This window comes from Streptomyces xanthophaeus, from assembly GCF_000725805.1.
Taxonomy (GTDB): domain Bacteria; phylum Actinomycetota; class Actinomycetes; order Streptomycetales; family Streptomycetaceae; genus Streptomyces; species Streptomyces xanthophaeus.
In genome coordinates, this window is sequence record NZ_JOFT01000033.1 from 1 (window position 1) to 23,803 (window position 23,803).

Annotated in this window: 25 protein-coding genes; 10 read left to right on the top strand and 15 right to left on the bottom strand. The window is 71.4% G+C overall.

Annotation, left to right across the window (positions count from 1 at the left end):
• Positions 1-175 precede the first annotated feature (175 nt).
• The gene (locus IO30_RS0121050) at positions 176-631 is read right to left on the bottom strand and encodes an Lrp/AsnC family transcriptional regulator (RefSeq protein ID WP_031145086.1); all 456 of its coding nucleotides are present in this window, start codon (positions 629-631) and stop codon (positions 176-178) included.
• Positions 632-752: 121 nt separating this feature from the next.
• Between IO30_RS0121050 and IO30_RS47655 the strand changes: the two genes are divergently transcribed.
• Complete coding sequence (locus IO30_RS47655) at positions 753-887, top strand: hypothetical protein (RefSeq protein WP_267886500.1); 135 nt, start codon at positions 753-755, stop codon at positions 885-887.
• Here the strand turns inward: IO30_RS47655 and IO30_RS0121060 are convergent.
• Positions 884-1,597: a UbiX family flavin prenyltransferase gene (locus IO30_RS0121060; RefSeq protein WP_051859978.1), complete on the bottom strand. Its 714-nt coding sequence runs from the start codon at positions 1,595-1,597 to the stop codon at positions 884-886. The genes IO30_RS47655 and IO30_RS0121060 overlap by 4 nt on opposite strands.
• A gap of 85 nt (positions 1,598-1,682) precedes the next feature.
• Here IO30_RS0121060 and IO30_RS0121065 point away from each other — a divergent pair, with 85 nt between their 5' ends.
• Positions 1,683-2,282 (top strand): rhomboid family intramembrane serine protease, encoded by a 600-nt coding sequence (locus IO30_RS0121065; RefSeq protein WP_031145088.1) that lies wholly within the window; start codon positions 1,683-1,685, stop codon positions 2,280-2,282.
• On the opposite strand, the gene mqnP is transcribed toward IO30_RS0121065, so the two are convergent.
• From mqnP to IO30_RS0121085, 4 genes are read right to left on the bottom strand one after another with little or no spacing between them, the layout of a single operon-like run.
• Positions 2,279-3,199 carry a menaquinone biosynthesis prenyltransferase MqnP gene (mqnP, locus tag IO30_RS0121070; RefSeq protein ID WP_031145089.1) on the bottom strand — a complete coding sequence of 307 codons (921 nt, stop codon included), beginning with the start codon at positions 3,197-3,199 and terminating at the stop codon, positions 2,279-2,281. The genes IO30_RS0121065 and mqnP overlap by 4 nt on opposite strands.
• Positions 3,199-3,606: a hypothetical protein gene (locus IO30_RS0121075; protein WP_031145090.1), complete on the bottom strand. Its 408-nt coding sequence runs from the start codon at positions 3,604-3,606 to the stop codon at positions 3,199-3,201. The genes mqnP and IO30_RS0121075 overlap by 1 nt, the downstream gene beginning before the upstream one ends.
• A complete protein-coding gene (locus IO30_RS0121080) occupies positions 3,603-4,085 on the bottom strand; it encodes a hypothetical protein (protein WP_234321954.1) in 483 nt (160 codons plus the stop codon). Before IO30_RS0121080 ends, IO30_RS0121075 begins: the two co-directional genes overlap by 4 nt.
• Complete coding sequence (locus IO30_RS0121085; RefSeq protein WP_031145091.1) at positions 4,082-5,536, bottom strand: menaquinone biosynthesis decarboxylase; 1,455 nt, start codon at positions 5,534-5,536, stop codon at positions 4,082-4,084. The genes IO30_RS0121080 and IO30_RS0121085 overlap by 4 nt, the downstream gene beginning before the upstream one ends.
• Positions 5,537-5,627: 91 nt before the next feature.
• Here IO30_RS0121085 and IO30_RS0121090 point away from each other — a divergent pair, with 91 nt between their 5' ends.
• Positions 5,628-5,942 (top strand): PLD nuclease N-terminal domain-containing protein, encoded by a 315-nt coding sequence (locus tag IO30_RS0121090; protein ID WP_037894752.1) that lies wholly within the window; start codon positions 5,628-5,630, stop codon positions 5,940-5,942.
• 29 nt (positions 5,943-5,971) lie between these two features.
• Here IO30_RS0121090 and IO30_RS0121095 read toward each other — a convergent pair whose 3' ends face one another.
• On the bottom strand, positions 5,972-6,877 hold the full coding sequence (locus tag IO30_RS0121095; protein WP_037894727.1) for a LysR family transcriptional regulator: 906 nt from the start codon (positions 6,875-6,877) through the stop codon (positions 5,972-5,974).
• 107 nt (positions 6,878-6,984) lie between these two features.
• Between IO30_RS0121095 and IO30_RS0121100 the strand changes: the two genes are divergently transcribed.
• On the top strand, positions 6,985-8,403 hold the full coding sequence (locus IO30_RS0121100) for an MFS transporter (RefSeq protein WP_031145094.1): 1,419 nt from the start codon (positions 6,985-6,987) through the stop codon (positions 8,401-8,403).
• An 80-nt stretch (positions 8,404-8,483) separates the two neighbouring features.
• Here the strand turns inward: IO30_RS0121100 and ccsB are convergent, their stop codons facing one another.
• The 7 genes from ccsB to hemL form a co-directional block, all read right to left on the bottom strand.
• Positions 8,484-9,575: a c-type cytochrome biogenesis protein CcsB gene (gene ccsB, locus IO30_RS0121105; protein WP_031145095.1), complete on the bottom strand. Its 1,092-nt coding sequence runs from the start codon at positions 9,573-9,575 to the stop codon at positions 8,484-8,486.
• Positions 9,572-11,323, bottom strand: coding sequence for a cytochrome c biogenesis protein ResB (gene resB / locus IO30_RS0121110; protein ID WP_031145096.1), 1,752 nt, complete (start codon positions 11,321-11,323; stop codon positions 9,572-9,574). Before resB ends, ccsB begins: the two co-directional genes overlap by 4 nt.
• Before the next feature lie 13 nt (positions 11,324-11,336).
• Entirely contained in the window at positions 11,337-12,059 is a 723-nt protein-coding gene (locus IO30_RS0121115; protein WP_051859998.1) for a cytochrome c biogenesis CcdA family protein, read from the bottom strand.
• 76 nt (positions 12,060-12,135) lie between these two features.
• A complete protein-coding gene (locus tag IO30_RS0121120) occupies positions 12,136-12,777 on the bottom strand; it encodes a TlpA family protein disulfide reductase (RefSeq protein WP_031145098.1) in 642 nt (213 codons plus the stop codon).
• A gap of 110 nt (positions 12,778-12,887) precedes the next feature.
• Positions 12,888-14,126: a polysaccharide deacetylase family protein gene (locus IO30_RS0121125; protein WP_031145099.1), complete on the bottom strand. Its 1,239-nt coding sequence runs from the start codon at positions 14,124-14,126 to the stop codon at positions 12,888-12,890.
• Positions 14,127-14,274: 148 nt separating this feature from the next.
• A complete protein-coding gene (locus IO30_RS0121130; protein ID WP_031145100.1) occupies positions 14,275-14,982 on the bottom strand; it encodes a histidine phosphatase family protein in 708 nt (235 codons plus the stop codon).
• Positions 14,979-16,301, bottom strand: coding sequence for a glutamate-1-semialdehyde 2,1-aminomutase (hemL, locus tag IO30_RS0121135; protein ID WP_031145101.1), 1,323 nt, complete (start codon positions 16,299-16,301; stop codon positions 14,979-14,981). Before hemL ends, IO30_RS0121130 begins: the two co-directional genes overlap by 4 nt.
• Before the next feature lie 295 nt (positions 16,302-16,596).
• On the opposite strand from hemL, the gene IO30_RS0121140 reads away from it, so the two are divergent.
• Complete coding sequence (locus tag IO30_RS0121140) at positions 16,597-17,034, top strand: hypothetical protein (RefSeq protein WP_031145102.1); 438 nt, start codon at positions 16,597-16,599, stop codon at positions 17,032-17,034.
• 518 nt (positions 17,035-17,552) lie between these two features.
• A complete protein-coding gene (locus tag IO30_RS0121145) occupies positions 17,553-19,013 on the top strand; it encodes an ice-binding family protein (RefSeq protein ID WP_078904780.1) in 1,461 nt (486 codons plus the stop codon).
• A gap of 67 nt (positions 19,014-19,080) precedes the next feature.
• Here the strand turns inward: IO30_RS0121145 and IO30_RS0121150 are convergent, their stop codons facing one another.
• Complete coding sequence (locus IO30_RS0121150; protein WP_031145104.1) at positions 19,081-19,941, bottom strand: helix-turn-helix domain-containing protein; 861 nt, start codon at positions 19,939-19,941, stop codon at positions 19,081-19,083.
• Between the two features lie 334 nt (positions 19,942-20,275).
• Between IO30_RS0121150 and IO30_RS0121155 the strand changes: the two genes are divergently transcribed.
• The 4 genes from IO30_RS0121155 to IO30_RS0121170 all read left to right on the top strand — a co-directional run bounded on the left by IO30_RS0121155 (position 20,276) and on the right by IO30_RS0121170 (position 23,784).
• Entirely contained in the window at positions 20,276-21,055 is a 780-nt protein-coding gene (locus IO30_RS0121155; RefSeq protein WP_031145105.1) for an SDR family oxidoreductase, read from the top strand.
• Between the two features lie 69 nt (positions 21,056-21,124).
• A complete protein-coding gene (locus tag IO30_RS0121160; RefSeq protein ID WP_051902470.1) occupies positions 21,125-21,859 on the top strand; it encodes a VanZ family protein in 735 nt (244 codons plus the stop codon).
• A 46-nt stretch (positions 21,860-21,905) separates the two neighbouring features.
• Positions 21,906-22,712: a response regulator transcription factor gene (locus tag IO30_RS0121165; RefSeq protein WP_051902472.1), complete on the top strand. Its 807-nt coding sequence runs from the start codon at positions 21,906-21,908 to the stop codon at positions 22,710-22,712.
• Positions 22,705-23,784 (top strand): sensor histidine kinase, encoded by a 1,080-nt coding sequence (locus IO30_RS0121170; RefSeq protein ID WP_031145108.1) that lies wholly within the window; start codon positions 22,705-22,707, stop codon positions 23,782-23,784. Before IO30_RS0121165 ends, IO30_RS0121170 begins: the two co-directional genes overlap by 8 nt.
• Positions 23,785-23,803: the final 19 nt, after the last annotated feature.

Genomic DNA, 23,803 nt, shown 5'->3' on the forward strand with positions numbered 1-23,803 from the left:
CAGATCATCCGACTCGTAGAGGGCGATCCCGTCCTCACGCGTCAGCCGCTCGCCGGAGCGGACCTTCTCCTCCAGCTCGCGCTTCAGCCCAGCGTCCATACCGGTGGCCCGCCTTCCTCTGTGTCCTCGTGTCCCGCAGTACGGTCCTACTGCCGCGACCGGACCAACCGTACTCTCAGCCCTCTTCGGGAAGTTCCCCGACCCGGTTCTCCCACTTCGTGGAGAGCACGATCGTGGTACGGGTGCGCGAGACGCCCTTGGTTCCCGAGAGCTTGCGGATGATCTTCTCCAGCCCGTCCACGTCGCTGGCGCGGACCTTGAGCATGAAGGAGTCGTCGCCGGCGATGAACCAGCAGTCCTCGATCTCCGCCAGGTCGCGCAGCCGCCGGGCCACGTCCTCGTGGTCCGCCGCGTCGGAGAGGGAGATGCCGATCAGCGCCGTGACGCCGAGGCCCAGCTCGGCCGCGGCCACGGTGGCCCGGTAGCCGGTGATGACGCCGGCCGTCTCCAGACGGTTGATGCGGTCGGTGACGCTGGGGCCGGAGAGGCCCACGAGACGGCCCAGTTCCGCGTACGAGGCACGGCCGTTCTCACGAAGTGCCTGGATGAGCTGCCTGTCCACCGTGTCCATTACGTGGAGCCTTCCATTATTCGGCGATCCTGCAAGTCTAGGTATAGAATCTAAGGCACACAGGGTCAACACCCTGTGAATCTTTCAACAGATCAATGACGATCTTCAGGAGTGGTTCACCGTGTACACGATCGAGATGGCCTACGCACACATGCGGCAGCTCCAGGAGCTGGCCAACCGATCCCGTGCCCACCAGCCCGCCGCCGCGCACCGCGTGGACAAGACCCGCAAGCCCGGCCGCGCCAAGAAGGCCTAGCCAACGCTGCTTGCCCCCTCGGGAGGGCGCGAGCCCTCGGGCCCGCCCTCCCTCATGGCTCCACCGAGCTCCCCGTCCCAACGGCGGTACAGCCGGTGCGGCACCCCTGCCGCGTCCAGCACCCGCCCCGCGACGAAGTCCACCAGATCCTGGATGTGCGTCGCACCCGAGTAGAACGCCGGAGAGGCGGGCAGCACGACCGCGCCCGCCTCGTCCAGCGTCACCAGGTGTTTCAGCGTCTGACCGTGCAGCGGGGTCTCCCGCACGGCCATCACCAGCGTGCGCCGCTCCTTGAGCGTCACGCTCGCCACGCGCTGGAGCAGGTCCTTCGACAGTCCGAGCGCCACCCCCGCCACGCAGGCTGTGGACGCGGGGACGACGAGCATCCCCTTGACCGGGTACGAACCCGAGCTCGGGCCCGCCGCGAGGTCACCGGCCCCCCAGTAACGGATGTCGCCCGCCGGGACGTCGAAGGTGCCCGGCTTGCCGTCGGCCCCCCGGGCCAGCCACTGCGCCAGGTCCTCCCGCCAGTGCGCGTCCCGGAAGGCGATCCCGGTCTCGTCCAGGAGGGTGAGCCGCGAGGCCCGGCTCACCACCAGGTCCACGCTTTCCCCCGCCGCCAGCAGCCCGCGGAGCACGGAAGCCGCGTACGGGGTCCCGGACGCCCCGGATACCCCGACCACCCACGGGGTGCGCTTGCGCTCAGTCATACCTCCGAGACTATCCGGCCACTGCGGGCGGGCACTCGGTAAGGTGTCCCGACGTTCCTCGGTGGGACGGTACGAGGGGGCGCAGTTGAGTACGACCACGGTTCAGAGCTGGACGCGGAGCGACCGGGCGAAGGCCGCCGGGCAGCTGATGCTCGGCTGGATAGCCCTGCTCTGGCTGCTGGAGGCGGTCGATCTCGTCACCGGTCACGCGCTGGACCCGTACGGCATCAGCCCCCGCGACCCCGACCGGCTCATCGGCATCGTCGCCCACCCGTTCCTGCACTTCGGCTTCGCCCACGTGGCGGCCAACAGCCTCCCGCTGCTGGTCCTCGGCTTCGTCACCGCGCTCAGCGGGATCCGCCGCTTCCTCGCGGTGAGCGCGCTGATCTGCCTCGCCGTCGGCGTGGGCTCCTGGCTGGTCGCCCCGCCGCACACCCTGGGGGCCGGAGCCTCGGGCCTGGTCTTCGGCCTCTTCGGCTACGTGGTGGTCCGCGGCTTCGTCGAACGCAGCGCCCTGGGCATCGCGGTGGGCCTGACGGCCGCCGCCTACTGGGGCGGCTCGTTCCTCCTCGGCGTGGTGCCGACGGACTCCGGGGTCGGCTGGTACGCCCACCTCATCGGCCTCGTCGCGGGCGTGCTGACCGCCCTGTTCTTCCGTCGGCCGGCCCGGCGGAACGCCCTTTAGGGCCTCAGGCCGCGGACCGCCAGGTCGAGCACCGCGCACACGAAGAGGGCGATCCCGATGAAGCCGTTGACCGTGAAGAACGCGCGGTTCAGGCGGGACAGGTCGTGCGGCTTCACGATGGTGTGCTCGTAGCAGAAGGCGGCCGCGACGATCACCAGGCCCGCCCAGAACAGCACCCCCGCACCCGTGGCCAGGGCGAACCAGACCAGCAGGGCCGTGGTCACGACGTGCGCGCCGCGGGCCCCCCAGAGGGCGGCCGGGACACCGAAGCGGGCCGGGACGGACCTGACGCCCTCCGCGCGGTCCGCGGCGACGTCCTGGGAGCCGAAGATCAGGTCGAATCCGCCGATCCACACCCCGACGGCGAGGCCGAGGATCACCGCGTCCCAGGACCACTCCCCGGTGACGGCGAGCCAGGCACCGATCGGCCCTATGGCCTGGGCGAGGCCCAGGATGGCGTGCGGGAAGTCCGTGAACCGCTTGCCGTACGGGTACACGACCATCGGGACGACCGCGAGGGGCGCCAGCATCAGGCAGAGCGGATTGAGCAGCGCCGCCGAGCCGAGGAAGAAGACGAGCGCGATCCCCGCCCCGGTCCACGCGGACCGGACCGACACCGCACCGGTGACCAGCTCGCGGCCCGCCGTGCGGGGATTGCGGGAGTCGATCTCGCGGTCGATGATCCGGTTGGCGGCCATCGCGAAGGTCCGCAGCCCGACCATGCAGACGGTGACGAGCCCCAGGGTGCCCCAGTGCACCGAGCGGTCGGTCTGGAACATGGCGGTGAGCGCGGCGATGTAGGCGAAGGGCAGCGCGAAGACCGAATGCTCGATCATGACGAGCCGCAGGAACGCCTTGACCTTCCCGGTCACCTGCGGCGCGGGCCCGGACCCGACCACTTCGTCGGCGGTGGTCATCATGCGAGGCTCCTGCGGAAGGCTTGGAATTCGGTGCGCAGCTCGTCGGCCGCGACGTGGTCGAGGTCGAGGTCCAGGTGGACCACTGCGTCATCGCCGTTCGGCGTGAGCTGCGCCAGGAAGGCGAACGCGTCCTCCACGGGGAGCGCGCGCACCGTCAATGGGTTGTTCCGTCCCGGCGTCAGCCTCGTGGTGAAGGCCTCGTCCCCGTCCATGCCGGCGATCAGCCGGTCGGTGAAGGCGATGACCTCGTCGGGCTCTATGCCCTCGACCTCGAAGTCCGCGGACAGCTCGCCGTACCAGTCGGCGGTCAGCCGCCAGTGGTCCTCGTGGCCGGGCACCACGGAGAGCGCCACCTCGGCGCGGCCGTAACCGAGCCGGAGCTGCGGCGTCCCGGTCTCGGTCATGCGAGGCTCCGGCGGAAGGCTTCGAGGTCGGCCAGGAGGCTCGGGCGGGAGATCGTGCCCGTCTCCAGGGAGACCGTGGGCGCGCCCTCGGGCTCGGGCGGGGTGGCGTGGACCGTGAACACGTAGCCCTCGCCCGTGCGGACGTGGGTGCTCGGGCGGCCGTCGAGCCGCAGCACCGCGCCGGCCTCGACGGTGAACGGCTCGCCGGTGCCCAGCGCGGCCTGCAGCCGCTCGGCGAAGTCGTCGGCCTCGGCGTCGCGCAGGCCGGGCAGCTCGAAGCCGCCGTCGCACTCGAAGCCGTCGTCCAGCACCAGGGCCCACACGTTGCCCGGGCCCGCGAACTCCTCGGCGGAGACGCCCGCCTGTTCGGCGGCGGCCCGGACCCCCGGGTCCGCCGGGTCGAGCCTCGGGCGCGTGAGGAGCATGAACGTCGTGTCCCCGCCGATGAACAGCGCCGGTCCGCCGAAGTCGGAACTCACAGGCCGTACTCCTTCCAGCGGCGGTCGACGAGGGCCGCGGTCGCCGGGTCGGACTCGACCATGTCGGGCCAGCCGCCGTCGCGGGTGTAGCCCTCCTCGGGGAGCTTCTTCGTGGCGTCGATGCCCGCCTTGCCGCCCCAGAACTGTTGGTACGAGGCGTGGTCCAGGTGGTCGACGGGGCCCTCGACGATCGTGAGGTCGCGGGAGTAGTCCGTGTTGCCCAGGGCCCGCCAGGAGACCTCGTGCAGGTCGTGGACGTCGCAGTCGGAGTCCACCACGATGATCAGCTTGGTCAGCGACATCATGTGCGCGCCCCAGATGGCGTGCATGACCTTCTGCGCGTGCTTGGGGTACTTCTTGTCGATCGAGACGATCGCGCAGTTGTGGAAGCCGCCCGACTCCGGCAGGTGGTAGTCCACGATGTCCGGGACGATGATCTTGAGCAGCGGCAGGAAGAAGCGTTCCGTCGCGCGGCCCAGCGGACCGTCCTCCGTCGGCGGCCGGCCGACGACGATCGACTGGAGCAGCGGACGCTTCCGCATGGTCACGCAGTCGATCTTCAGCGCGGGGAAGGGCTCCTGCGGGGTGTAGAAGCCGGTGTGGTCGCCGAAGGGGCCCTCCGGGAGCGTCTCGCCCGGCTCCAGCCAGCCCTCGATCACGACCTCCGCGTTGGCCGGGACCTGGAGCGGCACGGTCTTGCAGTCGACCATCTCGATCCGCTTGCCCGCGACGAACCCGGCGAAGAGGTACTCGTCGATGTCGCCCGGCAGCGGCGCGGTGGACGCGTACGTGACGGCCGGCGGGCAGCCGAAGGCGATCGCGACGGGCAGCCGCTCGCCGCGCTTGGCGGCGACCGCGTAGTGGTTGCGGCTGTCCTTGTGGATCTGCCAGTGCATGCCGATGGTGCGCTTGTCGTGGCGCTGGAGGCGGTAGAGCCCGAGGTTGCGGACGCCGGTCTCGGGGTGCTTGGTGTGGGTGAGGCCGAGGTTGAAGAAGGAGCCGCCGTCCTTGGGCCAGGTGAAGAGGGCCGGCAGCTGGTCGAGGTCCACGTCGTCGCCGGTGAGGACGACCTCCTGGACCGGGGCCTCGCCCTTGATCTTCTTCGGGGGCACGTGGACCATCGAGCCGAGCTTGCCGAAGGCCTCGCGGACACCGATGAAGCCCTGCGGGAGCTCCGGCTTCAGCAGCCCGCCGATCTTCTCGCTGATCTCGGCGTACGACTTGAGGCCGAGGGCCTTCAGGAGGCGGCGGTCGGTCCCGAAGACGTTCATGGCCAGCGGCATCGCCGAGCCCTTCACGTTCTCGAAGAGCAGGGCCGGGCCGCCCGCCTTGTTCACCCGGTCCACGATCTCGCCGATCTCCAGGTACGGATCGACTTCGGCCTTGATGCGCTTGAGGTCGCCCTCCCGCTCCAGAGCCCGGAGCAGCGAGCGGAGATCGTCGTAAGCCATAGGGGTCAGTATCCGTCACCAACTACGCTGGAAGCGTCACCGGGCCCCTCGTGGGCCGCCGCCACTGCCTGGGAGTCGGTCCCGCACCGTGCTGCGCTATCTGCCGTTCCTGCTGATCATCGGGCTGACGATCTATGCCTTCATCGACTGCCTGAACACCCCCGAGGAAGAGGTGAAGCACCTTCCTAAAGTCGTCTGGGTGATCATCATCTTGCTGTTCTCGATCGTCGGTCCAGTGGTCTGGCTGTTCGCGGGCAAGAAGCGCACCCTCGCCTCCGGCGGCGGGGCGGGCGGCGGGCGCGCGCGCCGGACGCAGTGGGTGGCCCCCGACGACAACCCGGAGTTCCTGAAGTCCCTCAAGGACGAGCAGGACGAGAAGGACAAGGGCAAGGGCGACCAGCCGTAGGGCACTCGCAGGGCCGCCGCGCCGCGGCCTCAGGCGCCGTCCGCCGCCTGCTGGGCCGCGCGGGCGAAGGCCCGTACCGGCCCGGTGTGGTCGGCCGCGCGCCAGACCAGCCCGAAGCCGACCGGCTCGGCGTCCGCGAAGGGGACGTAGACCACCCCGGGCCGGGCGAAGTACGTCGCCGTGTGCGCCGAGGTCAGCAGCGCGCCCCGGCCCGCCGCGACGAGCATCAGCGCCTCCTGCATGTTCGTCACCTCCGGGCCCCGGCCGATGGGACGCCCCGACGGCGTCCGGGCCGGAGCCTGGCGCTCGCGCCGGTACGGGGGCAGGTCCCCGGCCACGGACAGCAGCGGGACCCCGGCCAGCTCCTCCAGCCGGACGGACTCCAGCGCGGCCAGCGGATGCCCGGCGGCCACGGCCAGCACCCGCGCCTCGGTGAACAGCGCGGGCCCCTCCCCCAGGTCGGCCTCCCGGACCGGGAACTCCGCGAACGCCACGTCGAAGGCTCCGCTGCGCAACTGCCCGTACGGATCGGACAGCGGCACCTCGCACACCTCGACGACCAGCGCGGGGTGGCTGACCCGCAGGGCTTCGGCGGCCTTCAGGACGAGCTCCCCCGCGGGCGGGGTGGTGAAGCCGACGTGCAGCGGCCCGGCCATCGGCCCCTCGGCGCGGGCGGTGGCCGCGGCCCGCTCCAGGGCGGCGGCGATGCCCCGGTGGTGGGGTTCGAGGTCGTCGCGCAGCTGCCGGCCCAGCGCGGTGAGGGCCACGCGGCGGCTGGTGCGCAGGAACAGCGGTGCGCCGACCCGGCGCTCCAGGCGCTGGACGAGCTGGCTGACGCGGGCCCGGGAGAGCAGCATCCGCTCGGCGGTCCTGCCGAAGTGCAGTTCCCCGGCGAGGATCAGGAAGCAGTCCAGCTCGTCGCGATCGGTCAGCATGACTGAACGAACGTTGCGTTCTTCGGAGTTGTTCCCCCGAGGGCGGCGGGCGAGGGTGGTGGAGCCGGCAGCGACCCCTTCCCTTCCACCCTCCTGTGAGGACCACCATGTCCACCACCACGTCGAGTCAGATCCGCGGGCGCCGCCTGGGCGTGCTGCTCGTGCTGTGCGGCGCCATCTTCCTCGAAGGCATCGACGTCGCGATGCTGAACGTCGCCCTTCCCTCCGTACGCGCCGACCTCGGTCTGGAGACCGGCGAGCTCCAGTGGGTGATGAGCGCCTACGTCCTCGGCTACGGCGGCTTCATGCTGCTGGGCGGCCGGGCCGCCGACCTCTTCGGCCGGCGGCGGATGTTCGTCGGCTGGCTCACCGTCTTCCTCCTCTTCTCCGGCCTCGGCGGTCTCGCCACCGAGGGCTGGCAGCTGATCGCCGCCCGCTTCGTGACGGGTGTCGCCGCCGCCTTCATGACCCCCGCCGGGCTGTCCGTCATCACCACCGGCTTCGACGAGGGGCCGCAGCGGGACAAGGCCCTGCTCGTGTACTCCGGCACGGCCGCCGGCGGGTTCTCCGTCGGCCTGGTCGCGGGCGGGCTGCTGGCCTCGGTGGGCTGGCGGTGGGTGTTCTTCGCCCCGGTGGTCCTGGCCGCGCTGGTGCTGCTGGGCGCGCTGGCCCTCGTACCGAAGGAGGCCCGTACCGGGCGGACCGGGCAGCGCCTGGACCTGACGGGCGGGCTGCTGGTGACCTCCGGGGTGATCCTGCTGGTGCTGGGCGTGGAGCGGGCCGCGCACGCCGGGGCGTCCTGGACGGCTCTCACGGTGGGGGCGGGGCTGGCGCTCCTCGCGCTGTTCGCCGCCGTCGAGCGGCGGGTGGCCGACCCGCTGGTGCGGCCCGGTGTGCTGCGCTCCGGGCCGCTGCTGCGGGCCAATGCCGGGGCCCTGCTGTTCTCGGGCGGCTTCTTCGGCTTCCAGTTCCTGATGGTGCTCTACCTCCAGGAACTGCGGGGCTGGTCCACGGTCCAGACGAGCCTGGCGATGATCGTGATCGGGATCGACGCCCTGTTGTCGCCGACGCTCGTGCCGCGGCTGGTCGCGCGGTTCGGCAACGGCCGGCTGATCTTCTTCGGGCTGCTGTGCGCGGCGCTGGCCTACGGGCTCTTCCTGCCGCTCGGCGCCGACTGGAGCTACCTGGTGATGCTGCCGGGCCTGATCCTGCTGGGGCTGGCCTTCGCCCTGGTCTACGGGCCGCTGACGATCGTGGCGACCGAGGGGGTGAAGGAGGAGGACCAGGGGCTCGCCGGCGGGCTGCTGTACACCTCGTTCCAGTTCGGGGCGGCCCTCGGGCTGTCCGCGGTGACGGCGGTGTCCTCGGCGTTCGCGGCCCCGCTGGACGGGTACCGGGCGGCCCTGCTGGTCCCCTTCGCGGCGGTCCTGGCGGCCGCGGCGGTCAGTGCGCCGGGGCTGCGCGCCACCCGGGCCGGCCGGATCGCGGCGGCGTCCGCCGCGGCGCCCGAGCCGGCGCGGACCTGAGCCCCGAAGGCCGCCGCCGCGGGCCCCTGAGGGGGCCCGCGGCGGCGGCCTTCGGCCGGGTCAGACGCCCGGGTACCGGGTCAGACGCCCGAGTAGGAGTGCAGGCCGTTGAGGACCATGTTCACGCCGTAGTAGTTCCAGATCCAGCAGGCGAAGGCGAAGAGCGCCAGGTAGGCGGCCTTGCGGCCCTTCCACCCGGCGGTGGCGCGGGCGTGCAGGTAGCAGGCGTAGGCCACCCAGGTCACGAAGGACCAGACCTCCTTGGGGTCCCAGCCCCAGTAGCGGCCCCAGGCGTCGCCCGCCCAGATCGCGCCCGCGATGATCGTGAAGGTCCACAGCGGGAAGACGGCCGCGTTGATCCGGTAGGCGAACTTGTCCAGGGAGGCCGCCGAGGGCAGCCGCTCCATCACCGAGGTGCGGAACCGGCCCGGCGTGCGGCCCTGCTCCAGGTGGCTCTCGTACGCGTCCCGGAACAGGTACAGGCCCGTGGCGGCCGCGCCGATGTAGAAGACCGCGCCGCAGAAGATCGCGGTGGAGACGTGGATGTACAGCCAGTACGAGTCCAGGGCCGGGACCAGCTGGTCACTGGCGGTGTAGAGCACCTGGACGGCGATGCCGAGGTCCACCAGGACGCTCGTGACGAGGATCAGCCCGAGCCAGCGGACGTTCTTCTTCAGGGCCAGCAGCGCCAGGTACGCGCCCACGGCCACCGTGGAGAAGGTGATCGAGAACTCGTACATGTTGCCCCAGGGGGCCCGCTGCACCGACATCGCGCGGGCGACGACGCCGCCCGCCTCGATGAGGAAGCCGAGCGCGGTCAGCGAGATCGCGATCCGCCCGTACAGGTCGCCCTTGACGGTGCCGCCGGCGGCGCCGGGGCCGTCCGGGACGTCGCGGCTGCCGGCCGCGGACCGGGTCACGACCTTGGGCTTGTCGAGGACGGCGGTGCCCCCGGCCTGGCCGCGGACCTGCACGGCGGGCGCAGCGGCGGCCTTGGCCCCGGACCCGGCCGTCAGCGCGGCGGCCGTACGGCCCACCTTGCTGCGGCTGCCGAAGACCCACTCGGCGATGTGCGCGAGGAAGGCGAGCGTGTAGACCGCCATCGACGAATAGATCAGGACATTGCTGATCTCAGCCAGGTTCTCGTTGGCTGCGGCTGCGAGCGGCGTCATCCGCGCTCTCCTTCTTCAGCTTCGACAGGTTGGGGCGCCGAGGGCGCCTGCTCGTGCAACGTGGCGGCGAGCACCGCCAGCTCCTCGGGGAGCCTGGCGGACTCGCTGCGGCCGAGGCCCGCCATTTCGACGACGGTCACGCCGTCCTTGCCGGTCACCGCGCGGACCCAGATCCGGCGGCGGCGGATGAACAGGGAGGCGGCCAGTCCGGCGATCGCGGCGACCGCGCCCACGAGCGCGAGGGTGTTGCCGGGCTGCTGGGACACCTGGAAGGTGGCCCAGCGCTCGATGCCCTCGAACTTCACCGTGCCCGCGCCGTCCGGCAGCGTCATGGTCTCCCCGGGCAGCAGCTTCTGCTTGAAGAGCTGGTTGTCGGAGTCCTTGAACTCCTTCATCTTCGTGGTGGTCAGCTGGTACACGTTCTGCGGCAGGCCCGAGTCCACGCCCAGGCTGCCGTGGTAGGCGCTCAGCGCGAGGACGGGGAAGTCCAGGGCCGGGAACTGGGAGAGCATCGTGCCCTTGCCCTCGCCGGCGAAGGTCGGCACGAACATGGCGTTGAAGCCGAGCTGCTCCTTCTCCCCGCTCGGGTTGCGGTAGCCGTCGGTGACCTTGACGGCGCCGGAGGAGCTGAGGTTGTTGTCGAAGGGCAGCATCGGCACGGAGTCCTTGAAGATCACCTTGCCGGTGGGGTCGGCCACCGAGATGACCGGGGCGTAGCCGTGGCCGAGCAGGTAGACCTTGGCGCCGTCGACCTGGAGCGGGCGGTTGACCTCGATCTCCGCCTTCTTGGGGGCGCCGTGCGGGCCCTCGCTGTAGGTGACGTACGCCTTGAACTCGCGCGCGGTGCCCTTCTGGGGGCCGGTCTTCTCGTACTCCGCGTCGAACCGGTCGAGCGTGAAGGAGAAGGGCGGCAGGTCGTCGGAGTCGAAGAGGCTGCCCGACTTGAAGTCGTCGTACTGGGTGAGCGTGTTCGAGAAGCCCTTGCCGCGCAGGACGAGCTTGCCGCCCTCGGACTTGAAGAGCTGGCCGGTGGCGAAGGCCACCAGGAGCACGATCAGGGCGATGTGGAAGGCCAGGTTCCCGGCCTCGCGCAGGTAGCCCTTCTCCGCGGCGACGGCGCCCGGGCCGGTCTCGGTGCGGAAGCGGCGTCCGCGCAGGAGCGTCTTCGCGTGGGCGAGCACGTCCTCGGGGGACTCCTGCGTGCGCCACGTCGTGTACGCGGGCAGCCGGTCGAGCCGCTTGGGCGCGCCGGGCGGGCGGCCGGTGAGCTGGCCGACGAACTGCCAGGTGCGCGGGACGATGCAGCCGATCAGCGACACGAACAGCAGGATGTAGATCGCGGAGAACCACACCGAGCTGTAGACGTCGAAGAGCTGGAGCTTCTCGGCGACGGGGACCCAGAACTCGTGCTGGCCCTTCCACTCCGCCACCTTCATCGCGTCGACCTGGGTCTGCGGGATGAGGGAGCCGGGGATGGAGCCCAGGGAGAGCATGAAGAGCAGGATCAGCGCGACCCGCATGGAGGTGAGCTGCCGCCAGAACCAGCGGGCCCAGCCGATCACGCCGATGCCGACGGGCGCGGTCGGGCTGTCCTCCAGGGGGGCGGTCGAGAGCTGCGCCCCGGCTTCGGCCTCGCCGCGCGCAAGTTCCTGTTCGGCCTGGTCGGCGGCCTGGTCGGCGCTCTGGCCGGCGGCCTGGTCCTCGGACCGGTGCGGCGCCTCGGTGGGCGTCTTGTCTGTCGTACTCATGTCCGTTAAGTCCTCAGATCCCCACCGTGAAGCCTTGGGTCCAGCTCTGCATGTCCGTGACGATGCTGTCCCACAATCCTGTGACGAGCAGGAGACCCGTGAGGATCAGCATGCCGCCGCCGATGCGCATCACCCATGCATAGTGCTGCTTCACCCAGCCGAATGCGCCGAGCGCCTTGCGGAAGGCGAGCGCGGCGAGGATGAAGGGCAGCCCCAGGCCGAGGCAGTACGCCACGGTGAGCAGGGCTCCGCGGCCTGCGCTGGCCTGGTCGATGGAGAGGGTGCTGACGGCCGCGAGGGTCGGCCCCATGCAGGGGGTCCAGCCGACGCCGAAGAGGACACCGAGCACGGGCGCGCCGAGCACTCCGGCCGCCGGCTTCTTGTGGAAGCGGAACTCCCGCATCGTCAGGCCCGGGATCGCCCCCATGAAGAAGAGGCCGAGGAGGATCACGAGGCCGCCGAGGACCCGGGAGATGACCGCCTTGTTGTCCTGGAGGGTCTCGCCGAAGTAGCCGAAGAGGGCGCCCGTGGAGACGAAGACGGCCGTGAAGCCGAGGATGAACAGGCTCGCGCCCGCGAGCATCCGCCCGCGCCGGGCTTCGGCGAGGTCGGCGCCGCTGATGCCGGTCACGTAGGAGAGGTAGCCCGGGACGAGCGGGAGCACGCAGGGCGAGAAGAAGGAGACCAGTCCGGCGAGCACGGAGATGGGCAGCGCGAGCAGCAGGGCGCCGCTCATGACGGTGGTGTTCACGCCGGCCGGCTCGGCGGCGAGCAGTATCCCGGGGACTGCGGTGACCGCGGTGACCACGAGGTCACTTCTCCGCGAGGAGGGGGTCGATCATCGAGCGCAGCTGCTCCTCGTTGACCGCGACCAGGGCGCGGGCGGCGATCTTGCCCTCCTTGTCGAGGACGATCGTGGAGGGGATGGCCTTCGGGTTGAGCGTGCCCTTGGGGAAGCGGAGCATCAGCTTGCCGTCGGGGTCGTAGAGGCTCGGGTAGGTGATCCCGTAGTTCTCTTCGAAGGCGGTGGCGTTCTGCTTGCTGTTGTCGCGGGTGTTGATGCCCACGAAGGAGACGTCCTGGCCCGCGTCGGCCAGCTCCTTGGAGACCTTCGCGAAGTACTTGGCCTCGCCGCGGCACGGCGGGCACCAGGAGCCCCACACGTTGAGGACGACGACCTTGCCCTTGAGCGTGGTGGTGTCGAGGGTCTCGCCGGCGACGGTCTCGCCGTCGAGCTTGGGGGCGTCGGTGCGTTCCCCGCGGGCCACGGTCGAGATGCCGCTCGGGCCCGTCACGTAGTTGCCTCCGGCGCTGCCGTTGGGCTTGTCGCCGTCGTCCGATCCGATGCAGGACGTCAGCGTCATGGCGCCCGCAACGGTCACCGCGGTCAGCAGGAGGGCGCGGCCGCCCGTCGAGCGGCTGCTCCGACGGACTCGCGCGCGGCTAAGGCTCATGTGAAAAGTTTCGCATGGGCGATGTGCGAACTTTCCGCACCCCCCGGGGCGCTGCGAAGGCCCTGGTCAGGCCTTGATCGGATCTTGATCCGGCCTCGGTCGGGCCGCGATCAGGGCGCGCCCAGATACGTGGCCCAGCCACCGGTCGGCGCCTGGCCGGGGGCGAGGGCGCGGAGCCTGGCGAGCAGGTTGGCGTCCTGGACGTCCAGCCAGTCGGTGAACTGCCGGAAGGATACGAGCCGTACGTCCTTTTTGTCCGCCATGCCCTTGAGGGCCTCCTCGACGGCGTCCATGTAGATGCCGCCGTTCCACTCCTCGAAGTGGTTGCCGATGAACAGGGGCGCGCGGTTGGTCTCGTAGGCCCGGCGGAAGCCGCCGAGGTAGGTGGCGGTGGCCTGGGTGCGCCAGCCCGGGTAGTTGGCGGGCACGCCGCGGGTGGTGTTCTTCGACTGGTTGGCGAGGATGTTGTAGTCCATGCTCAGCACCTCGAAGGAGTGCCCGGGGAAGGGCAGGGACTGCAGGGGCAGATCCCAGATGCCCGATTTGCGCATCGGCCAGACCTGGAGGCCGCCGGGCGAGCTGGAGTCGTAGCGCCAGCCCAGGTTCTGAGCCGTCGGCAGCAGGGCGCCCTGGCCCAGCAGGCAGGGGGCGCGGGAGCCCACCAGCTCCTTGCGGTAGTCGAAGGGCAGCGGTTCGAGGTCGGTGAAGCCGGTGTTCGTGCGCCAGTTGGTGACGAACGACACGGCCTGCTCGATCTCGTCCTCCCAGTCGTCCGGGGTCCACTTGCCGACGGAGCCGGCGCCGCCGCAGAAGTGGCCGTTGAAGTGGGTCCCTATCTCGTGGCCGTCGAGCCAGGCCTCGCGGACGTAGCCGAGGGTGGCCCGGATGTTCTCGTCCTTGAGGTAGCCGATGTCCGAGGCCCCGACGGGGTTGTTCGGCGGCCGGTACAGACTCCGCTTCGACTCGGGCAGCAGGTAGATGCCGGAGAGGAAGAAGGTCATGGCCGCGCCGTGGTCCCGGGCGAGCTTGAGGAAGCGCGGGAAGAGGCCGTTGCCGACCTCCCCCGCACCGTCCCAGCTGAAGACGACGAACTGCGGCGGGGTCTCCCCGGGCTGGAGCGGCACGGGGCGGGCCGGCTGGTGCGGCTGCGGGCCCGTGTCGGCGGTGGAGCCGTCGCCGATCGCCTTGACGGGGGGCGAGCCGGGCTTCGTACGGTCCACCGGCCCGGGGTTGCCCGGACCGGAACCCCCCGTACCGGCGCCGCAGCCCGCGATCCCTGCCGCGGCCGCGGCAGCCGCGGCGGCGCCAAGTCCGAGTCCGAGCACTCCCCTTCGACTGAAGTCGCGCATGTCACCGTCCCCGTCGTTCGCTCGCCAAGCCCATGCCAATGTCCATATAAACGGACAATCCGACAGAGCTTGCGGTACTAGAACGGTGATTCCCGCACGACTTGTATTTATTTAGGTAAAGCTGTAACGGTTCGTAACAGACGGTGGATCAGGCGCCGAAAGCCTTCGACTTGCCCTTCACCGGCTTCGCCCCCGCCAGCAGGTGCGCCGGGACCAGGTCCCGGGCCGGCTCGCTGTAGCCCACCGACACCAGCTGGTCCCCCTGGTACGTGAAGGACGTCAGCGAGGCCAGCGTGCACTGCCGCCGCCGCGGGTCGTGCCACAGCCGGCGCTTCTCCGCGAAGCTGCGCACGATCCAGATCGGCAGCTGGTGGCTGACCGCCACCGCCTCGTGCCCGCGGGCCGCGTCGCGCGCCGACTCCAGCGCGCTCATCATCCGCACGACCTGCTCGACGTACGGCTCGCCCCAGGACGGCCTGAACGGGTTCGTCAGGTGCTTCCAGTTGCCCGGCTTGCGCAGGGCCCCGTCACCGACGCCGAAGGTCTTGCCCTCGAAGACGTTCTCCGCCTCCAGCAGCCGCCGGTCCGTGGCCAGGTCCAGGCCGTGGCTCTTGGCGACCGGCGCGGCCGTCTCCTGCGCCCGCTCCAGCGGGGACGACACCACGTAGGTGATGTCCCGGCCCTCCAGGTGCTCGGCGACCCGGTCGGCCATCTGCCGGCCCAGCTCGGACAGGTGGTAGCCGTCCCGGCGCCCGTACAGGACCCCGTCCGGGTTGTGCACCTCACCGTGGCGCAGCAGGTGGACGACGGTGATGTCCGGGGTTCCGGGGGTTCCGGGAGTGTCGGTGCTGCTCATGCGGTGGCCTCCGCGGCCGCTCGGGCGGCGGCCGGCAACGCCGCCGCGATCCGCTCGATCGCCCGCTCGTCGTGGGCGGTGGACACGAACCAGGACTCGAAGGCCGAGGGCGGCAGGTACACGCCCTGCGACAGCATCGAGTGGAAGAACCCGTTGAAGCGGAAGCTCTCCTGCTTCTTGGCGTCGTCGTAGTTCTTGACCTCGTCCTCGGTGAAGAAGACGGAGAACATGTTGGACGCGGTCTGCAGCCGGTGCGCCACGCCTTCCTTGCGCAGCGCCTCGGTGACCAGGCCCTGGATCTCGGCGGACACCGCGTCGACCTTCGCGTACGCCGCGTCGTCGAGCAGGCGCAGCTGCGCCAGACCGGCGGCGGTCGCGATGGGGTTACCGGAGAGCGTGCCGGCCTGGTAGACGGGGCCCGCGGGCGCGAGGTGCCCCATGACGTCGGCGCGGCCGCCGAACGCCGCGGCCGGGAAGCCGCCGCCCATGACCTTGCCGAAGGTCATCAGGTCGGGCTTGACCCCGTCGACCCCGTACCAGCCCGCGCGGGAGGTCCGGAAGCCGGTCATGACCTCGTCGGAGATGTACAGCGCGCCGTTCTCCCGGCACGCGTCGGCGAGACCCTGGTTGAAGCCGGGCGCCGGGGTCACGACGCCCATGTTGCCGGGCGCGGCCTCGGTGATCACGCAGGCGATCTCGCCGGGGTGCGCGGCGAAGGCGGCCCGTACGGCTTCGAGGTCGTTGTAGGGGAGCACGATCGTGTCGGCCGCCTGCGCCCCGGTCACCCCGGGGGTGTCGGGCAGCGCGAAGGTCGCCAGCCCGGAACCGGCGGCGGCCAGCAGCGCGTCCACGTGGCCGTGGTAGCAACCTGCGAACTTCACCACCTTGGCGCGGCCCGTGAAGCCGCGCGCCAGGCGGATCGCCGACATGGTGGCCTCCGTCCCGGACGAGACGAGCCTCACCTGCTCGACGGGCTCGATGCGCGCGACGATCTCCTCGCCGAGCGCGACCTCGCCCTCGCCGGGCGTGCCGAAGGACGTGCCGCGGGCCACGGCTGCCTGGACGGCGTCGACCACGGCGGGGTGGGCGTGGCCGAGGATCATCGGTCCCCACGAGCACACGAGGTCGACGTACTCACGACCGTCGGCATCGGTGAGGTACGGACCGGTGCCGGACACCATGAACCGGGGCGTACCGCCCACGGCACGGAAGGCACGGACCGGAGAGTTCACGCCGCCGGGGGTCACGAGGGAAGCGCGCTCGAAGAGCGTCTGCGAAACTGGGGCTTCATACGGGTACGGGTAGCTCACACCAGCCATGGTCTCAGAGGCCGCGACAGACTTGCGGACGGGCGTTTCACCGCGCCGCCGCGGGGGAGGTCACTGCCATGATGATCAGGCTGCGTGGCGGGGGCCGCGGGGCCGGGGCAGGCAAGACCAGTCGGGTGGAGATATGCAACGCGGTGGTGGACCGGGCGAGGGTACGGACGGCCTGGACCCGCAGCGCGCCCGCGAGTCCCGCCGCCGGGGCAAGCACCGTCGCCATGCCGCCGAGGCCGCCGACGCCGTACCGGCACCCGCTCAGCCGCTCGACGACGCGCCCAGGGGCCGCGGCATGGGAGTGACGTACAAGTACTTCGGCGCCCCCGACGGCGCGACGGCGGCCCGGGTCCCGGTCACGATGCGCCCGGAGGAACTCGGCGGCGACGAGCTCGGCATGGGCGGCCTCTTCACCAAGATCAAGCCGGAGACGGTGGCCGCGATGGTCCTGACCGGCATCGAGGGCATACCCCTCCACAAGGTCCCCCCGCTGGAACTGGTCGTCCTCCACCCCGACTACGCCGTGGTCAAGCTCCCCATGACGGTCGTCGACCCGCTCCGCGGCATCGGCGAGGAATCCGTGGGCGCGGCCGCCTTCATCTGGTCCACGGTCCCTGACCGCGGCGGCCCGCGCGACGCGTTCAACGTCTACCAGCTGCTCCACGAGTGGCAGGACTTCTCCAACCGCCTCCACGAGGCCGGCCACCAGCCGTACTGCCTGGTCTGGCCCTGACCTCCCGCCCACCGCGAGACATCGGCCGCATCAGCGACGCCGGGTGCTCGGGTACGGCTGGGAACGGCACCCCGGCGGCGGACCGCTCATCGGGGCGGGTGTCGCACGGGGTGGACGGGGCCACCGTGGAATCGGGGGTGGCGCAGGTCGACGGTCGCCCCAGCCGGGTCCGCCTCCACGGCGTCGACTGAGCACCAGCCGGTGAGCGCCCGTCACGCCGGGCCGCCGAGCTGAACGGGCAGCCCGTCCGCGCCCCTCCCCAGGCACGTCACTCACATAGACCTTTTTTACTGATTTACGGCCTATTGCTCTGCAATATGCGTGATTCCTCCTTTCTGACGGCGTATCACTACCTCGGGCAGAGAGTCACTCCCGGTCCCCGCCCAGGGGGCCTTCCTCGGGAGGGCCGAGACCCGAAGCAAGAGGAAAGAGGTCCTGCTGTGGCAGCACATGTCATCCGGTCGGGTCCACCCGAAAGAAAACCTCAGCGCAATGCCCTCAAACGGGCAGCCTTCGTCATGCTCCCCGCAACGCTGCTGGCAGCGTCGGCCACCCTGCCGTCGAGCCTCGCTCACGCTGCCGAAGCGCCCGTGGGGCTGGGTACCGCCACCAACTACGCGGTTCTGGCCGGTTCGACGGTCACCAACACGAACACCCCCACCATCATCAACGGCGACCTGGGGCTCGCTCCGGGCACATCGGTGACCAACTTCCCGCCGGGCATCGTCAACGGGGTGCAGCGCATCGCCCCCGACCCCGCCGCCGTCCAGGCGAAGACCGACCTCGTCACCGCCTACAACGACGCGGCGGGCCGGGGGCCCGGGACCGTGCTCGCCTCGGCCGAGATCGGCGGTCTCACGCTGGCGCCCGGCGTCTACACGGCCCCGACGACCGTGGGCATCACCGGGACGGTCACGCTCGACGGCCAGAACGACCCGGCTTCCGTCTTCATCTTCCGGATCCCGTCGACCCTGATCACGGCTCCGGCGAGCGTCGTGGCCTTCATCAACGGGGCGAACGCCTGCAACGTGTTCTGGCAGGTGGGAAGCTCCGCCACCATCGACACCACCTCCCAGTTCAAGGGCAACATCCTGGCCCTGGAATCCATCACGGTGAACACCGGCGCCGTGATCGAAGGCCGCGCCCTGGCGCGCAACGGCGCGGTCACCCTGGACAACAACACGATCACGAGGGCGGCCTGCGCCGTCGGTCCGCCCGGACCTCCCGGACCGACCGGCCCTCCCGGACCCACGGGTGAGCCCGGCCCGACCGGCAGCCCTGGCCCGACCGGCAGCCCTGGTCCGACGGGTGCGCCCGGCCCCACCGGCGCCCCCGGTCCGACCGGCAGCCCCGGTGCTCCCGGTGCTCCCGGTGAGCCCGGCCCCACCGGCGCCCCCGGCCCCACCGGTTCCGCGGGACCCGTAGGACCGGCCGGACCGGCCGGACCTGCCGGGCCCGCCGGACCTGCTGGCCCCGCTGGACCCGCTGGACCCGCCGGCCCTGCCGGGCCCAAGGGACCCCGCGGTGACAAGGGCGAGAAGGGTGACTCGGGCGATCACGACCACGATCACGACCACGGTCACGGCCACGACGGCGACGGCGACGGCGACGGCGAGCACGGTCGCGGCGACGGCCATGACGACCACGACCACGGCAAGCCCGGGCACGGCCACGACGGTCGCGACGTCCGTGACGCCCCCGACCAGGGCAAGCCCCCGTGGGCCGGCCTCCTGCCGGGCGGTCTCGACGACGCCCTCGCCGGCATGGGGCCCGGCCACGCCAAGAGCGTCAACTTCGCCCACGTGAACGCCGCCACCGACCGGCAGCCGAAGGAGGCCCCGGCCGGCCTCGCCTCGCCCGGCTCGGGCAGCGAGGCCGGCATCGCGGCCGCCGCGGCCGCGGCGCTGGCCTTCATCGGAGGGTCGGCCTTCTTCGCCATGAAGAGGACCCGCCGGGGTACGGCGACCCGACAGGACTAGCTCGCTCCCGCCCGGTCGACGAGCCCCTGGACACACCGTCCAGGGGCTCCGCCGGGCTCGCGGGTGTTCAGCCCGCGTACGCCTCGACGGCTTCCTCGATGAAATCCCGGGTACGGTCCGGGCTCAGCGCCTGGGCCTGCAAGTGCGCGTACATATCGCTGTAGCGCCGCACGTCGGATCGTTTCTCCAGATAGAGGTCGCTGGTGAACCCCTCCAGATACACCACGGTCGCATCGGCGGCGTCGGCGAACTCCAGCAGTGAGAACTGTCCCGAGACGCCCGGATGTGCACCGACACCGTGCGGGAGCACCTGCAGGGTGATGTGCGGCTGGGTGCCGAGGTGGATCAGATGGTCCAGCTGCTCGCGCATGGTCTCGGGACCGCCGACGACCCGCCGCAGCACCGATTCGTCCACCACCGCCCATAAGCGGAGCGGGTTTTCGCCCGGGGCACGAACCCGGGCCTGGCGCCGCAGCCGTACCTGGAGGCGCGTGGCGGCCTGTTCGGCGGTCGCGTGAGGGATCGTTCCTGCGATGACTGCCCGCGCGTACGCGGGAGTCTGCAGCAGGCCGGGCACCACCAGGGGCTCATAGAACCGGATCGCGGCCGCCTCGGCCTCCAGACCGATGTAGGCGCCGTACGGGATGTCGCCGTAGGCGTTCCACCAGCCCTGCTGCCCCGATTCCCTGGCCAGCTGCATCAGTTGGTCGACGCGCCGCTGGTCCCGGAGCCCGTACAGCCCGCAGAGATCCCGCACATCGCGCGGCTTGATGAGGCGGCGGCCGTTCTCCAGCAGGCTGATCTTGGGCTGGGAGATCAGCAGGTGCGCCGCCACCTGCTGCGTCGTCAGACCGCTGACCTCCCGGAGCCGGCGCAGCTCCGCCCCCAGCCGGCGTCTGCTGACGGTGGGATTGACAGTGACACCCATGGGTCTGTTACCTCCGCTCCGAACGGCTTGTGCAGGCGAGCAGATTGCCACGGCCAGGAGCAGCCGGATCCGTCCTCGCGCCGTGTCGTGCCGCGCGGTACACCTCGGGTGGAAGACAACGGGCGAAATCGAATCCTCGCAGCTCAGACCATATGTTTGCGCGAAAGGATTCCGTACGGACAAGCCGCGGCCCGGTGCAGTTTACTCCGCAATATGCCAAGGGCCGGGGACCCTGCGGTCGAACTGGAATTCGATGCCGGTGTCCGGTCACATCCGTCGCTCCCCTTCCGTCAGGGAGGCAGAACGACAGGACGGCATGAGGAGAGAAGAAGACATGACCGCACCCATCCTCGTCACCGGTGGCACGGGCACGCTCGGCAAGCACGTCGTCCCGCTCCTGCGGGCCGCCGGTCACGACGTACGCATCCTGTGCCGGACCCCGCGCGAGAACACCCCCGGCATCGAGTACTTCGCCGTCGACCTCCTCGACGGCGAGGGCATCGACCCCGCACTGGAGGGCGTCGCCACCGTGCTGCACCTCGCGGGCGGCACCAAGGGCGACGACCACGTCACCCGCAACCTCGTCGACGCCGCCCGGCGGGCCGGTGTCGGGCACCTCGTCCACATCTCCGTCATCGGCGCCGACACGATGCCCATCGGCTGGTTCAGGACCCAGCTCGACGCGGAGAAGGCCGTCACCGGCTCCGGCATCCCCTGGCCCCTGCTCCGCGCCGCCCAGTTCCACGACATCGTCCTCACCATGGGCCGGAAGATGGCCAGGATGCCCGTCGTCCCGGCCCCCGGCGGGCTGCGGTTCCAGCCCGTCGACTCCCGCGAGGTCGCCGCCCGGCTCGTCGAACTCGCCCTCGGCCGCCCCGCCGGACGCGTCGCCGACATCGCCGGCCCCACGGCCTACCCCCTCGGCGAGCTCCTGCGCACCTACCTCGCCGCCACCGGCAGGCGCCGCCCCCTCCTGCCCGTCCGCGTGCCCGGGAAGGCCGGCCGGGCCTACCGCGCCGGGGACAACCTCGCCCTCACCGGCGCCCTCGTCGGCGAGCGCACCTGGGAGGACTTCCTCGCCGAACGAGTCGGCGCAGGGGCGTGCCGCCCGTAGGTGCACGTATCGCGGGCGTATCGAAAACCGCATACGCCACGGCAACGGCGCGCCGTCTTTCATGGGGACATGAACCTCGACGCATCCCCGCCGGCACCGTCCGGCCGCACGCGCCAGGTCGTGCTCCTCGGCCTCGCAGTCCTCGCCCTGGCGGGCGGGCTGTTCGTCGTGCGGCGGCCGCTCATGATGTCCGCTCCGATGTGCATGTCCGGGCAGTGGAACGGCTGCTTCGGCACGTTCAACGGAGTGGTGCTCATGACCCTGGTCGCGCTGCCGCCGGCCCTGCTGGTGGTGTGGGCCCTGGCGCGGTGGCGGCGGGCCGCGGGCGTCCCGTCGGCGTGGCGGCTGTCGCTGGCCGAGGTGGGCATGGTCCACGGGACGGTGCCGTTCGTGTGGATGACGATGATTCCGGGCTCCGGTGCGGGCATCGTCCCCGGCCGGGTGAGCCTGGTGCCGCTGCGGGACCTGGTCACCATGGGGCCGCTGGGGACCGTCGGCAACCTGCTGGTCTTCGCGGCGCTGGGGTTCTTCGCCCCGATGCGGTGCGCTGCGCTGGCATCCCTGCCGCGGATCCTCGCGCTGGGGGCGGGCTGCTCGGTCCTGGTCGAAACCGCGCAGTACGTCCTGCGCCTGGACCGGGTGTCGTCCGTGGACGACGTACTGGTCAACGCCGCGGGCGCCGCGCTGGCGGCGCTGGCGTCGCGCCGCTGGTGGCGCACCAGGGCGCAGGCGCCCTCGGACCGCCCTCGGACCGCGCCCGCACCCGCACCCGCACCCGCACCCGCACCGGAACCGGCACGTTGAGTCGCGTGGCCGTGTCGGCGGCGTGCGGGCTGCTTAGGCTTCGACCATGCGCGTACTGATCGTGGAGGACGAGCCCTACCTGGCCGAAGCCGTCCGTGACGGTCTGCGGCTGGAGGCGATCGCCGCCGACATCGCCGCGGACGGTCACACCGCCCTGGAGCTGCTCGGCGTCAACTCCTACGACCTCGCGGTCCTCGACCGCGACATCCCCGGCCCCTCCGGCGACGAGGTCGCCCGGCGCATCGTCGCCTCCGGCAGCGGCATCCCGATCCTCATGCTGACCGCCGCCGACCGGATCGACGACAAGGCGTCCGGGTTCGGGCTGGGCGCCGACGACTACCTCACCAAGCCGTTCGAGCTGCGGGAGCTCGTCCTGCGGCTGAGGGCGCTCGACCGCAGGCGCGCGCACGCCCGGCCCCCGGTCCGCGAGATCGGGGGCCTGCGTCTCGACCCCTTCCGCCGGGAGGTCTTCCGCGACGGACGCTACGTCGCGCTCACCCGCAAGCAGTTCGCCGTGCTGGAGGTCCTCGTGGCCGCCGAGGGCGGGGTCGTCAGCGCCGAGACGCTGCTGGAACGGGCCTGGGACGAGAACGCCGACCCCCTCACCAACGCCGTCCGCATCACCGTCTCCGCCCTGCGCAAACGGCTCGGCGAACCCTGGGTCATCGCCACGGTGCCCGGCGTCGGCTACCGGATCGGCACCCGTACCGACCCTGGCCCCGCCGGCCCCGGCCCCGTCGACCCCGGTCCCGCCGGCCCCGGCCCCGTCGACCCCGGTCCCGCCGGCCCCGGCCCCGTCGACCCCGGTCCCACCGACCCTGGCCCCACCGGGCCCGGCCGTACGCATGCCTAGACGCCCGGGGCTCAGCGCCCGGCTGAAACTCACCCTCAGCTACGCCGGATTCCTCCTCCTCGCCAGCGCACTCCTGCTGGCCGTGGTGTGGATGTTCCTGCTGCGCTACGTGCCCGACAACTCCCAGGGCCTGCTCGGGATCTCGCCCAACCGCTACCTCCTCCTGCACACCTTCGTCCCCGCCGCGGCCGTGGCGCTGGCCTGCCTGCTCGTCTTCGGCCTCCTGGGGGGATGGTTCCTCGCCGGGCGGATGCTCGCGCCCCTCACACAGATCACGGACGCGGCCCGGCTGGCCGGGGACGGCTCGCTGTCCCACCGGATCCGGATGAAGGGCCGCCAGGACGAATTCCGCGAGCTCTCCGACGCGTTCGACTCGATGCTCGAACGCGTCGAGTCCCACGTCGCCGAGCAGCAGCGGTTCGCCGCGAACGCCTCCCACGAACTGCGCACCCCGCTGGCGATCTCGCGGACGCTCCTCGACGTCGCCCGCAAGGACCCCGCGCGGGACCGGGGCGAACTCGTCGAGCGCCTGTACGCCGTCAACACGCGGGCCATCGACCTCACCGAGGCCCTCCTGCTGCTCAGCCGCGGCGACCGCGGCACCTTCCGCCGCGAGGACGTCGACCTCTCCCTCCTCGCCGAGGAAGCCGCCGAGACGCTGCTCCCCCTCGCCGAACAGCGCCGGATCACCCTCGACGTCACCGGCGGGGCAGCCCCGACCGGCGGCTCCGCGGAGCTCCTGCTGCGGATGGTGACGAACCTCGTCCAGAACGCCGTCGTCCACAACCTCCCCGCCGGCGGCGTCGTGACCGTGCACACCGAGGCGTACGGGGACACGAGCGTGCTGCGGGTCGAGAACACCGGTCCCCGGCTCCCGCCGGAGCTGGTGGCGACCCTGACCGAGCCCTTCCGGCGCGGAACGGACCGCGTGCGCACCGACGAGCACGCGGGGGTCGGCCTGGGCCTGGCCATCGTGCACAGCGTCGTCCGCGCCCACGACGGGACCCTCGAACTCCGCCCCCGCCCCGCCGGCGGCCTCCTCGTCACCGTCCGGCTCCCCGGCACGCCGTAGGCCGCACGCCGTAGGCCGC